This is a genomic window from Streptomyces sp. NPDC103540 (assembly GCF_055584445.1).
This window is the reverse complement of record NZ_JBVJMA010000025.1, coordinates 26,609-38,925: the sequence shown is the minus strand read 5'-3', so window position 1 is coordinate 38,925 and position 12,317 is coordinate 26,609. Positions and strand designations below refer to the sequence as shown.

Here is a 12,317-nt window from a genome sequence, read left to right as displayed (position 1 = left end):
GGGATGGTGCGAGACATGGCACGCGTACGGTACGGAGCGCGGACCGAGGCCGAGATCGCGGCGGCGCGCGAGAAGAACGCGAAGCTCCCCGACATCTGGTCCACCGGCGTGGTGGCCGTCTGGGAGAGCGACCCGGACGTGGTGGCCGCGGTGCTGCCCCCGCCACTGAAGCCCGCCGAGCGGCCCCTCGTACGGGCGAACATCAGCAAGGTCGACCTGGCCGGCTACCCCCTCGGAGCCGGTTCCGTGGCCGTCGCCGCCCGGCACGGCGACGTCGAGGGCTGGTACCCCCTCGTCATGCCGATGACCCACGAGCGCGCCCTGACCGGAGGCCGCGAGGTGTTCGGCGAACCGAAGAAGCTCGGCGAGGTCACCGTCGAACGCGACGGCCTCGTCGTCCGGGCCGCCCTGGCCCGCCACGGGATCGCCTTCGTCGAGGTGCGCGGGGCCGTCGACCGTGCCCTTCCCCTGCCCGAGCCCACCCTCAAGACCGACTTCTACTTCAAGTTCCTTCCCGCCGTCGACGGTTCCGGCTTCGAGACCGACCCGGTCCTCGTCCACTGCACCCGCAACGAGAGGGTCCGTCGGCTGGACCACGTCACCGGTGACGTGGTCCTGCGCGAGTCGATGTACGACCCCGTCGCCGACCTCCCCGTACGCCGGATCGTGGAGATCACCATCGGCGAGAAGACCACGGACCAGAAGGGCCGCGTCGTCGAGCGCGTCAGCGCCCGGGCCCTCCTGCCCTACCTCCACCAGCGCTACGACGACCCGATGCAGATCCTCGACGGACCTCCGGAAGGCAGCGTCTGAGATGCGACTCGAACCCGGACAGGTGGCCGTCGTCACCGGCGCCGCCAGTGGCATCGGCCTCGCCATGGCCCGTCGCTTCGCGGCCGAGGGACTCAAGGTGGTCCTCGCCGACGTGGAGGAGACGGCCCTGCGCAAGGCCTCCGAGGAACTCGTCGCGGAGGGCGCCGAGGTCCTCGCCCGGGCCGTCGACGTCAGCGACCGCGACGCGGTCCTCTCGCTGGCCGACGCCGCCTACGACACCTTCGGCGCCGTGCACGTCCTGTGCAACAACGCGGGCGTCGGCTCCGGCGCCGAGGGCCGCATGTGGCAGCACGAACCCAACGACTGGAAGTGGGCCTTCTCCGTCAACGTCTGGGGGGTCTTCCACGGCATCCAGGCCTTCGTCCCCCGCATGATCGAGGGCGGCGCCCCCGGCCACGTGGTCAACACCTCCTCCGGCGACGGCGGCATCGCCCCCCTGCCCACCGCCTCCGTCTACGCCGTCACCAAGGCGGCCGTGGTCACCATGACCGAGTCCCTGTACGCCCACCTCAGGGCGGAGGGCGCGGCCGTCGGGGCCTCCGTCCTCTTCCCGGGCCCGCACATGCTGCGCACCGGCCTGTGGGAGTCCCACCGCAACCGCCCCGAGCGGTACGCGAAGCGGCGCCCGCGCAGGACCCCGTACCGCAGCCTCGACCAGTACGAGGCGGCGATGCGCGCGGCCGGCCACGAGCCGACGTTCACCCCGGTCGAGGAGGTCGCCGAGCACGTCGTCGACGGCATCCGCGCCGACCGCTTCTGGATGCTCCCGGCGAGCGAGCACAGCGACCGGCAGATCCGCGCCCGGTCGCGGTCGATGCTCGACCGCGCCAACCCCGCCTACCTGGAAAGCTTCATCCTCGACTGAGGGGCCCGCCGTGCCTGACGAGACGTACGAAGACCCGTACCTGATCATCTCCTCCGACTGCCACGCGGGCCTGCCCACCGAGCGGTACCGCCCCTACCTCGACTCCCGCTTCCACGCGCGGTTCGACGAGTTCCTCGGGCAGCGCGACGCCCGCCGCGAGGAGGCCACCCGCCTCGGCATCCGCAACGAGGCCTTCGCCGAGAAGTGGTTCCACGACCACGAGGAGGGCCTCAAGGGCGGCTGGGACGTCAACCAGCGGCTCAAGGAACTCGACGGCGACGGCGTGGCCGCCGAGGTCGTCTTCCCCGACGCGGACGCCGTCGACAGCCGGACCGCCGCCCCCTTCGGCGTGGGCCTCGGCCTCTCCGGCGACCAGGACCCCGAACTCGGCATGGCGGGGGCGCGGGCCCACAACCGCTGGCTGGCGGAGTTCGTCTCGCAGAACCCCGAACGGCACTGCGGGGTCGCCCTCCTGCCCGTCACCGGGGAGCCGGACAAGGTCGTCGCCGAGATCCACCGGGCCAAGGAGTCCGGGCTCGGCGCGCTGATGATCCCCTCCATGTGGGTGGACAAGGCGCCCTACCACGACCGCCGTTACGACCCCGTGTGGGCCGCCGCCGCCGAGACGGCCATGCCGATCGTCACCCACTCGGGGGCCGCGCCCCGCCACGAGTACGGCGACCACCTCGGCATCTACGTCTCCGAGGTCACCTGGTGGCCGGCGCGCCCCCTGTGGTTCCTGCTGTGGTCCGGGGTCTTCGAACGCCACCCCGGCCTCAGGTTCGGCGTCGCGGAGTCCGGCTGCTGGTGGCTGCCGAACCTGCTGTGGTTCATGGACCGGCTCTACCTCGGCGCCCACGGCGGGAAGAAGCTCTCGCCCTTCGAGGAGCTGCGGCGCCCGCCGAGCGAGTACCTGGACCGGCAGGTGTTCGTCTGCGCCACCAACACCAAGCGCCGCGAACTCGCCCAGCGCTACGAGATCGGCGTCGACAACATCCTGTGGGGCTCGGACTTCCCGCACCCCGAGGGCACCTGGCCCCACACCCGCACCTGGCTGAAGAACACCTTCCACGACATCCCGGTCGCCGAGACCCGTCGCATGCTGGGCCTCGCGGCGGCCGAGGTCTTCGGCTTCGACACCGACCGGCTCGCCCCGATCGCCCGCCGGATCGGCCCCACCCCGGCCGAGCTGGGCCAGTCCCCGGACCAGCCGGCGGTGGAGGCCTCCTGGGCCCGCTCGCGCGAGGTGGGCCGGCACTGGCTGACCGGGCACGACTTCCCGACCCTGGGGGTCTCGCCGTGACGGACGACGACCGCTACACGGTGATCTCGGCCGACTGCCACGCGGGCGCCGACCTGCCGGACTACCGGCCCTACCTGGAACGCCGCCACCACGAGGCCTTCGACGCCTGGGCCGCCACGTACGTGAACCCGTACGAGGACCTCCTCGCCGACACGGCGGACCGCAACTGGAACTCGGCGCGCCGGCTGGCGGAACTGGAGGCGGACGGGATCGTCGCGGAGGTCCTCTTCCCGAACACCATCCCCCCGTTCTTCCCCAAGGCCTCCCTGATGGCCCAGCCGCCGACGGCCGCCGAGTACGAGCTGCGCCGGGCCGGACTCCAGGCGCACAACCGCTGGATGGAGGACTTCTGCGCGCAGGCCCCGGGGCGACGGGCGGGCGTCGCCCAGATCCTGCTCAACGACGTGGACGCGGCGGTCGCCGAGATCCGCCGTACGAAGGAGGCCGGCCTGACGGGCGGCATCCTGCTGCCGGGCGTCCCGCCGGGCTCGCCGGTCCCGGAGCTGTACTCGTCGGCGTACGACCCGATCTGGGCGGTGTGCGCGGAACTGGACGTCCCCGTCAACCACCACGGCGGCTCGGCGTCGCCGCCGCTGGGGGACGAACCGGCGGCGCGCGCGGTCTTCATGGTGGAGACGACCTGGTTCTCGCACCGGGCGCTGTGGCACCTGATCTTCGGCGGGGCCTTCCGCCGCCACCCGGGGCTCAAGCTGGTCCTGACGGAGCAGGGGTCGGGCTGGATCCCCGGCGTCCTGGAGATGCTGGACTACTACCACGGCCGGCTCGTCGCGGCGGCGTCCACGGCGGAGGCCAAGTTCGGCGCGGGCCTGGCCGATTCCATGGGTGCGGGTCCCGGCGAGGTCTGGCGGGAGAACTGCTTCGTCGGCGCGAGCTTCATGCGCCCCCACGAGGTGCCGCTGCGCCACCGGATCGGGCTCGACAAGATCATGTGGGGCAGCGACTACCCGCACGACGAGGGCACCACGCCGTTCTCCCGCGAGGGCCTGCGCGCGGCGTACGCGGGCCTGCCCCGCGAGGAGGTCGCGGCGATGGTCGGCGGCAACGCGGCCCGCGTCTACGGCTTCGACCTCACCCTCCTGGACGCGCTGGCGGCCAAGCACGGCCCCCTGGTCCGGGAGATCGCCGAGCCCCTGACGCACGTCCCGCCGGGCGCCACGAGCCCGGCCTTCGCCCGGGGGGCGTCGGTCCGGGTCTGGTAGCCGCTCCGGCTTCGCCCGGGGGCGCCCGTCGCGCCCCCGGGCCGAGCCGGCCGGCCGCGCCGGACCGCCGGTGACATCGATGGGGTACCGATCGGTAACCACCCCTGGCGGCGGCCCGGGAGCGGCTCTATGGTGCGGGCATGCCGAATCCGCCCGATGTCGTGCTGTGGGCCATACCCGCCTTCGTCCTGCTCACCGTCGTCGAGGTGGTGAGCTACCGACTCCGTCCCGACGAGGACGCCGTCGGCTACGACGCCAGGGACGCCGTCACGAGCGTCACCATGGGGCTCGGCAGCATCGGCTTCGACCTGCTGTGGAAGATCCCGGTCATCGCCGTCTTCACGGCCGTATGGGAACTGACCCCGCTGCGGGTGCCGTTCCTGTGGTGGACCCTCCCGCTGATGCTGCTCGCGCAGGACTTCCTCTACTACTGGCAGCACCGGCTCCACCACACCGTCCGCATCCTGTGGGCCTGTCACGTCGTCCACCACAGCAGCCGCGGCTTCAACCTCACCACCGCCCTGCGGCAGCCCTGGACCAGCGCCACCGGCACGTGGTTCTACCTGCCGATGGTCGTCCTCGGCGTGCACCCCGCCGTGATCCCGTTCTGCTACGGCCTCAACCTCCTCTACCAGTTCTGGGTGCACACCGAACGCGTGGGCAGGCTCCCGAGGCCCTACGAGTACGTCTTCAACACCCCCTCCCACCACCGCGTCCACCACGCCTCCCAGGGCGGCTACCTGGACCGCAACTTCGGCGGGATCCTGATCGTCTGGGACCGGGCGTTCGGCTCCTGGGTCGGCGAGACCGAGCGGCCCGTGTACGGGCTGACCAAGAACATCGAGACCCACAACCCGCTGCGCGTCGCCACCCACGAGTACGCCGCCATCGCCCGCGACGTACGGGCCGCCGGCAGTTGGCGCGAGCGCGTCGGACGGGTCTTCGCCGGCCCCGGATGGCAGCCGGGCCCGGCCGCCGCCGGCCCCACCACCCCCGCCGGCCCCGCCACCCCCGCAGGCCCCGCCACCCCCGCCGTCCGTGCCGCCGCCCCCGCGGCCCCGCAGAGTGAGGCCGCCGCGTGAGCGTCACCGGATCCCGCACCCCGTCCCCGTCCGTGCCGCCCGGTTCCGGCTCCGGCTCCTGCCGCGCCCCCGAATCCGGCCCCGGCCCCGGCCCCGCCGCCGCTCCCGCGCCGGGCGGACGCGCCGGGCGGGTGCTGCTCGGCGCCTTCCTCGTCGCCGTCGCCGTGGACCTCGGCTCGCTGCTGGCCGGCTGGCACCTCGGGCACGTCATCGCCAAGCCGCTGCTGATGCCGCTGCTGGTGGCCCACGTCATCACCCGCCGCGCCCCCCGGCTTCTGGTCGCCGCGCTCGTCTTCGGCTGGGGCGGGGACGTGGCCCTCCTCTTCGACGCCGACCCCGCCTTCCTGATCGGGATGGGCTCCTTCGCCGCCGGGCACGTCTGCTACCTCGTGCTCTTCGGCCGGCGCCGGACCGGCCCCGCGCTCGGGGTCGCGTACGCCGCGGCGCTCGTCACCACCGTCGCGCTGCTCTGGGGCGACCTTCCGGCGGAGCTGCGGATCCCCGTCGCCGGATACAGCCTGCTGCTCACCGCCATGGCCTACCGCGCCGGGGCGCTCGGGCGGGCCGCGGGGCTGGGCGGGGCGCTGTTCCTGCTCTCCGACACCCTGATCGCGACCGGGGTGGCGCAGTGGCCCCAGCTGCCCCGGCCCGACTTCTGGATCATGGCCACCTACCTGGCGGCCCAGTACCTTCTGGCCACGGGCGCACTCACTTTCGGACAGGCGTACCGTAGGGAGGTCAACAAAGTCATACAAGACTGAACCAACCTTGATCCGGAGGGCTGCACCACCATGCGCGCCACCGTCATCCACGCCCCGCACGACATACGCGTGGAGGAGGTGCCCGACGCTGCGATCCAGCGCCCCGAGGACGCCGTCGTCCGCGTCCTGCGCGCCTGCATCTGCGGCAGCGACCTGTGGGCCTACCGCGGCGAGGCCGCCCGGCAGCCCGGCCAGCGCATCGGCCACGAGTTCCTCGGCGTCGTCGAGGAGACCGGCGCCGCCGTGACGGACGTCAAGGTCGGCGACCTCGTCGTCGCCCCCTTCATGTGGTCCGACGGCACCTGCGACTACTGCGTCGAGGGCCTGTACACCTCCTGCACCCACGGCGGCTTCTGGGGCTCGGTCGGCCACGACGGCGGCCAGGGCGAGGCCGTACGGGTCCCGCACGCCGACGGCACCCTCGTGCGGCTGCCCGCCGCCGCGGCCTCCGACGAGCACCTGCTGACCGGCCTGCTGGCGCTCTCGGACGTCATGGGCACCGGACACCACGCCGCCCTGGGCGCGGGCGTGCGCCCGGGCACCACGGTGGCCGTCGTCGGTGACGGCGCGGTCGGCCTGTGCGGCGTCCTCGCGGCCAGGCGGCTCGGCGCCGAGCGGATCATCGCCCTCGGCCGGCACTCCGCGCGCACCGACATCGCGAAGCTGTTCGGCGCCACCGATGTCGTCGCCGAGCGCGGCGAGGCCGCCGAGGCGGCGGTCCGCGAGCTGACCCGGGGCCAGGGCGCCCACGCCGTGATCGAGGCGGTCGGCACCGAGCAGTCGATGCGCACCGCCGTGAACATCACCCGCGACGGCGGGGCGATCGGCTACGTCGGCGTCCCGCACGGCAGCGGCACCGGCCTCGACCTCGGCGTGATGTTCGACCGCAACATCACCCTGCGCGGCGGTGTCGCCCCCGTCCGCGCGTACATCCCGGAGCTGCTGGAGGACGTGCTGAGCGGGGCCATCGACCCGGCGCCCGTCTTCGACCGCGCCGTGTCCCTGGACGAGGTCCCGGACGGCTACCGGGCGATGGACGACCGCAGCGCGCTCAAGGTGCTGATCAAGCCCTGACCCCTCGCGCCGTACGCGGCGAAAGGCCGGGCGGGGGAGGACCCCGTCCGGCCTTTCGGTGAGCGCGAGCGTGAGCGTGAGCGCGGGTGTTACTTGACGGCCTTCAGGGCGTCGACCACGCCGTGACCGTAGTAGCCGCTCTGGCCCCACTTGGTCTGGCAGGTGGTGGCGTCGATCAGGTTGCCCGCGGCGTCGTAGATCTTGGCCGGGCAGGCGGCCTTCGTGGCCTGGCCCTTCAGCATCGCCTGGAGCTGCGAGGGCGTGGCCTTCGGGTGGGCGCTCTTGAGGAGCGCGGCCACGCCCGCGACGTGCGGAGCGGCCATCGAGGTGCCCTGCTTGTAGCCGTAGCCGCCGTCGAGGACGGTCGACAGCACGCGGCCGTTGGCGTCCGGGGTGGCGGGCACCTGGTACTTGTCGCCGCCCGGGGCGGCGACGTCCACGACGCCGAGACCGTAGCTGGAGTAGTAGGAGCGCAGGCCCTGGTCGCCGGTGGCCGAGACGGTGACCACGCCGGGCAGCTGCGTGGGCAGGTCCAGGCAGACCTTCGGGTCGATGGTGCGCGGCACCGGGGTGGTGTCGTTCGGGCTGGTCGTGTCGGTGATGGAGTCACCGGCCAGGTCGTGGTTGGAGTTGCCCGCGGAGGCCACGCTCAGCACGCCCTTGCGCTCGGCGTACTTGGTCGCCCGGGCGAGGGCCTCCACCAGCGCCTTCTGGTCGTCGTCGTTCTTGCAGGTGTAGTTCCACGGGTCGACGTAGTAGCTGTTGTTGGTCACCTCGATCCCCTTGTCGGCGGCGAACATGAACCCGCAGACGACCGCTTCGGTGTAGAAGAGGCTGGTGGCGGGCTCGCTCACCTTGATCGCGGCGACCTTCACGCCCGGCGCGACGCCGCTGATGCCGATGCCGTTGCGGGCGGCGGCGATGGTGCCCGCCACGTGGGTGCCGTGGTCGCTGCCGTCGGCGTACGGACGCCAGGCGCCCTCGGAGGTGTCCGCGACACCGCCGACACAGTTGGCGGACTGGCCCTTGGAGAAGTTCGGGGCGAGATCCGGGTGGGTGTCGTCGACACCCGTGTCGATGACGCCCACAGTGACGTCCGGGCTGCCATCGTTGATCTTGTGAGCCTGGTCGGCCTTGATCGTCCGCAGATCCCACTGGTTGGGCTCCAGCGGCTCCTGCCCCTCGGTGGCCCGTGCCGCCGCCTTCGCGGCGTCCGCGTCGCTCAGCTTCTGCGTGGCGCCCTCCTCGGTGGTCTGCACCGCCGAGAGGGGGGCCGTGCGCGTGGCGCCGACCGAGACGAACAGGCTGCGCTGGGTCCGCAGCTGCTTGGCGAACTCCGGGTTCTGGGAGTGCGCGACGACGACGCCGATCTGCTCATAGGCCGTCACCACCGTTCCGCCGGCCCGCTCGATGGCCTTCTTCGCCTGCTTGGCCGTGCCGTACGCGGTCAGGTTCGCCACGTAGGAGAGCTTCGGGCCGGTGGTGGTCGCCTTCGAGACCGCCGCGGGCTCCGCCGTGTTGCCGAGGGGAGCGGCCGAGGCGCTCACCGAGGGCAGGACGGCGAGCGAGGCGGCGAGCGCCAGGCCGAACGGAACGGCGAGGGCGCGCCGGCGACCCTGGACCGGATGAGGCATGGGTTCTCCACATTCATCGTCAAAAAGCCGTACGGGCGCGGTCGCGCCGGACGGGTTCATGACACGCGAACCTAGTGCCGCCGTTCGCCTTTGCGCCATCAGTTCGAGAAATCAGCGTCCAAAAAAGACGAGAAGCCAAAAAAACAGCGGGTGTTGAACCGTCGCGACACGCCGGCCGTGCCGTTGGCAGGGGGGGCTCAGCACCACCGTCCCCCCACACGGAGGTTGTTTTGTCCGTCGTCCCCACCGCACCCGCGTCACAAGGAGAACCCCCCGTGACCACCGAAGCAGCGCCGCCCCCCGGCGGCGCGGGACCGGCCCCGACGGGTCCCACGGCCGATGACTTCGCGCGCGTCCAGCAGAGCCCCGAGTTCGTGGAGCTGCGCGGCGCCTACCGCTCGTTCGCCTTCCCGCTCACCGTGGCCTTCATCGCCTGGTACCTGCTCTACGTCCTGCTGTCCAGCTACGCGGGCGGCTTCATGGGGACCAAGCTCTTCGGCAACATCAACGTCGCCCTCGTCCTCGGCCTCGCCCAGTTCGCGACCACCTTCCTGATCGCCTGGCTCTACTCCCGGCACGCCGCGGCCAGGCTCGACCCCAAGGCCGAGGCCATCAAGCAGCGCATGGAGGCCGGAGAGTGAGCACCCTCGCCCCCCTGACGGTCGCCGCCGGGGCCACCGAGCACCGCCCGCTGATCATCACCCTGTTCGGGCTGTTCGTCGTCGCCACCCTGATCATCACGATCTGGGCCGGCCGCCAGACCAAGGACGCCGCCGACTTCTACGCGGGCGGACGCCAGTTCACCGGCTTCCAGAACGGCCTGGCCATCTCCGGCGACTACATGTCCGCCGCGTCCTTCCTCGGCATCGCCGGAGCCATCGCCCTCTTCGGCTACGACGGCTTCCTCTACTCCATCGGCTTCCTCGTCGCCTGGCTCGTGGCCCTGCTGCTGGTCGCCGAGCCGCTGCGCAACTCCGGCCGCTACACGATGGGCGACGTCCTCGCCTACCGGATGCGCCAGCGGCCCGTCCGCACCGCCGCCGGCACCTCCACCATCGTGGTCTCGATCTTCTACCTGCTCGCCCAGATGGCCGGCGCCGGGGTCCTCGTCTCCCTGCTCCTGGGCATCACCAGCGACGGCGGCAAGGTCGCCGTCGTCGCCCTGGTCGGCGTGCTGATGATCGTCTACGTGACCATCGGCGGCATGAAGGGCACCACCTGGGTCCAGATGATCAAGGCGGTGCTGCTCATCGCGGGCGCCCTGCTGATCACCCTGCTGGTCCTCGTGAAGTTCAACTTCAACATCTCCGCCCTGCTGGGCCAGGCGGCCGAGAACAGCGGTCAGGGCACCAAGTTCCTGGAGCCGGGACTCAAGTACGGCAAGGACGCCCTCTCCAAGCTGGACTTCATCTCCCTCGGCCTCGCCCTGGTGCTCGGCACCGCGGGCCTGCCGCACATCCTGATCCGCTTCTACACCGTCCCCACGGCCAAGGCCGCCCGCAAGTCCGTGAACTGGGCCATCGGCATCATCGGCGCCTTCTACCTGATGACGATCGCCCTCGGCTTCGGCGCCGCCGCCCTGCTCGAGCGGGCCGACATCCTCGCCTCCAACAAGGCCGGCAACACCGCCGCCCCGCTCCTCGCCCAGGAGGTCGGCGGCGGAGCCGGATCCACCGGCGGCGCGATCCTGCTCGCGGTGATCTCCGCGGTCGCCTTCGCCACCATCCTCGCGGTGGTCGCCGGCCTCACCCTCGCCTCCTCCTCGTCCTTCGCGCACGACCTCTACGTGAACGTCATCCGCAAGGGCAAGGCCACGGAGAAGGAGGAGGTGCGCGCCGCCCGCTGGTCCACCGTGGTCATCGGCGCCGTCGCCATCGGCCTGGGAGCCCTGGCCCGCGACCTCAACGTCGCCGGCCTCGTCGCCCTCGCCTTCGCGGTAGCCGCCTCCGCCAACCTCCCGACGATCCTCTACAGCCTCTTCTGGAAGCGCTTCACCACCCAGGGCGCGCTGTGGTCCATCTACGGAGGCCTGATCTCGGCCGTCGGCCTGGTGCTCTTCTCGCCCGTCGTATCCGGCAAGCCGACCTCGATGTTCAAGGACGCCGACTTCTACTGGTTCCCCCTGGAGAACCCCGGCATCATCTCCATCCCCCTCGGCTTCCTCCTCGGCTGGCTGGGAACCGTCCTGTCCAAGGAGCCGGCCGACCCGCAGAAGTTCGCCGAGCTGGAGGTCCGCTCCCTCACCGGCACCGGGGCCCACTGACCGGACGACCGACCGGCGGATTCACCGAAAGCATCCGGACACGGGGCGTGGCCGCGTCGTACTTCTCTACGATGCGGTCACGCCGCGTCTCGTTCATTCGGGCATCCCTACGGGCCACGGCCGTCGCGTAGGCTCGAATCAGCGCATCCGTCCATCCGCGACTGCGCCTACCTCTAGGAAAACCGGACAGGGGAGGGGGCCCACAGTGCTTCTCGACACCTACGGCCGCGTGGCCACTGACCTGCGCGTCTCACTCACCGACCGGTGCAATCTGCGCTGCACCTACTGCATGCCCGAAGAGGGCCTCCAGTGGCTCGGCAAGTCGGACCTCCTCAGCGACGAAGAGATCGTCCGGCTGATTCGCATCGCCGTCACCCGGCTCGGGATCACCGAGGTCCGCTTCACCGGCGGCGAGCCGTTGCTGCGCCCCGGCCTCGTCGGGATCGTCGAGCAGTGCGCCGCCCTGGAACCGCGTCCCAAGATGTCGCTGACCACCAACGGCATCGGCCTCAAGCGCACCGCGCAGGCCCTGAAGGCCGCCGGCCTCGACAGGGTGAACGTTTCCCTCGACACCCTGCGGCCCGAGGTCTTCAAGACCCTCACCCGCCGCGACCGGCACAAGGACGTCATCGAGGGCATGGCCGCCGCCCGGGACGCCGGCCTCACGCCCGTCAAGGTCAACGCCGTCCTCATGCCCGGCCTCAACGACGACGAGGCCCCCGACCTCCTCGCCTGGGCCGTGGACAACGCGTACGAGCTCCGCTTCATCGAGCAGATGCCGCTCGACGCCCAGCACGGCTGGAAGCGCGACGGGATGATCACCGCCGGGGACATCCTGGAATCGCTGCGCACCCGCTTCACCCTCACCGAGGAGGGCGCCGACGAGCGCGGCTCCGCCCCCGCCGAGCGCTGGATCGTCGACGGCGGCCCCGCCACCGTCGGCGTCATCGCCTCGGTCACCCGCCCCTTCTGCGGCGCCTGCGACCGCACCCGGCTCACCGCCGACGGTCAGGTGCGCACGTGCCTGTTCGCCACCGAGGAGTCGGACCTGCGCGCCGCGCTGCGCTCGGGGGCGCCGGACGAGGAGATCGCCCGCCTGTGGAAGGTGGCGATGTGGGGCAAGAAGGCCGGCTCCGGCCTCGACGACCCGACGTTCCTCCAGCCCGACCGGCCCATGTCGGCGATCGGCGGCTGACCCGCCGCGGTCGACCCGCCGCGGTCGACCGCCCAGGGCGGCCCGCCCCGAGGCGGCCCGTTCCACACTCCGCGCCCCGCGCACCG

General features: G+C 72.0%; 11 protein-coding genes. 10 read left to right on the top strand and 1 reads right to left on the bottom strand.

The features are described from left to right. Nucleotides 1–15 precede the first annotated feature (15 nt). From ACZ6ZI_RS37670 to ACZ6ZI_RS37640, 7 genes are all read left to right on the top strand, one after another. A complete protein-coding gene (locus tag ACZ6ZI_RS37670) occupies nt 16–813 on the top strand; it encodes an acetoacetate decarboxylase family protein (protein ID WP_363055651.1) in 798 nt (265 codons plus the stop codon). A gap of 1 nt (nt 814) precedes the next feature. Beyond that, nucleotides 815–1,699, top strand: coding sequence for an SDR family NAD(P)-dependent oxidoreductase (locus tag ACZ6ZI_RS37665; RefSeq protein ID WP_469528999.1), 885 nt, complete (start codon nt 815–817; stop codon nt 1,697–1,699). 10 nt (nt 1,700–1,709) lie between these two features. Continuing rightward, on the top strand, nt 1,710–3,002 hold the full coding sequence (locus ACZ6ZI_RS37660; protein WP_469528994.1) for an amidohydrolase family protein: 1,293 nt from the start codon (nt 1,710–1,712) through the stop codon (nt 3,000–3,002). Beyond that, on the top strand, nt 2,999–4,222 hold the full coding sequence (locus ACZ6ZI_RS37655; protein ID WP_469528991.1) for an amidohydrolase family protein: 1,224 nt from the start codon (nt 2,999–3,001) through the stop codon (nt 4,220–4,222). The genes ACZ6ZI_RS37660 and ACZ6ZI_RS37655 overlap by 4 nt, the downstream gene beginning before the upstream one ends. 140 nt (nt 4,223–4,362) lie before the next feature. Continuing rightward, nucleotides 4,363–5,304 (top strand): sterol desaturase family protein, encoded by a 942-nt coding sequence (locus ACZ6ZI_RS37650; RefSeq protein WP_469528988.1) that lies wholly within the window; start codon nt 4,363–4,365, stop codon nt 5,302–5,304. A gap of 131 nt (nt 5,305–5,435) precedes the next feature. Continuing rightward, nucleotides 5,436–6,065 (top strand): lysoplasmalogenase, encoded by a 630-nt coding sequence (locus ACZ6ZI_RS37645; RefSeq protein WP_469529060.1) that lies wholly within the window; start codon nt 5,436–5,438, stop codon nt 6,063–6,065. Nucleotides 6,066–6,095: 30 nt separating this feature from the next. Next, on the top strand, nt 6,096–7,139 hold the full coding sequence (locus tag ACZ6ZI_RS37640) for a zinc-dependent alcohol dehydrogenase family protein (protein ID WP_469528984.1): 1,044 nt from the start codon (nt 6,096–6,098) through the stop codon (nt 7,137–7,139). An 89-nt stretch (nt 7,140–7,228) separates the two neighbouring features. On the opposite strand, the gene ACZ6ZI_RS37635 is transcribed toward ACZ6ZI_RS37640, so the two are convergent. Next, nucleotides 7,229–8,773 (bottom strand): S8 family serine peptidase, encoded by a 1,545-nt coding sequence (locus tag ACZ6ZI_RS37635; RefSeq protein WP_469528982.1) that lies wholly within the window; start codon nt 8,771–8,773, stop codon nt 7,229–7,231. A gap of 275 nt (nt 8,774–9,048) precedes the next feature. Here ACZ6ZI_RS37635 and ACZ6ZI_RS37630 point away from each other — a divergent pair, with 275 nt between their 5' ends. The 3 genes from ACZ6ZI_RS37630 to moaA all read left to right on the top strand — a co-directional run bounded on the left by ACZ6ZI_RS37630 (nt 9,049) and on the right by moaA (nt 12,231). After that, nucleotides 9,049–9,414 carry a DUF485 domain-containing protein gene (locus ACZ6ZI_RS37630; protein ID WP_363055645.1) on the top strand — a complete coding sequence of 122 codons (366 nt, stop codon included), beginning with the start codon at nt 9,049–9,051 and terminating at the stop codon, nt 9,412–9,414. Next, entirely contained in the window at nt 9,411–11,036 is a 1,626-nt protein-coding gene (locus ACZ6ZI_RS37625) for a solute symporter family protein (RefSeq protein ID WP_469528980.1), read from the top strand. Before ACZ6ZI_RS37630 ends, ACZ6ZI_RS37625 begins: the two co-directional genes overlap by 4 nt. A gap of 205 nt (nt 11,037–11,241) precedes the next feature. After that, complete coding sequence (gene moaA / locus ACZ6ZI_RS37620; protein ID WP_363055643.1) at nt 11,242–12,231, top strand: GTP 3',8-cyclase MoaA; 990 nt, start codon at nt 11,242–11,244, stop codon at nt 12,229–12,231. The last annotated feature ends 86 nt before the right edge of the window (nt 12,232–12,317 follow it).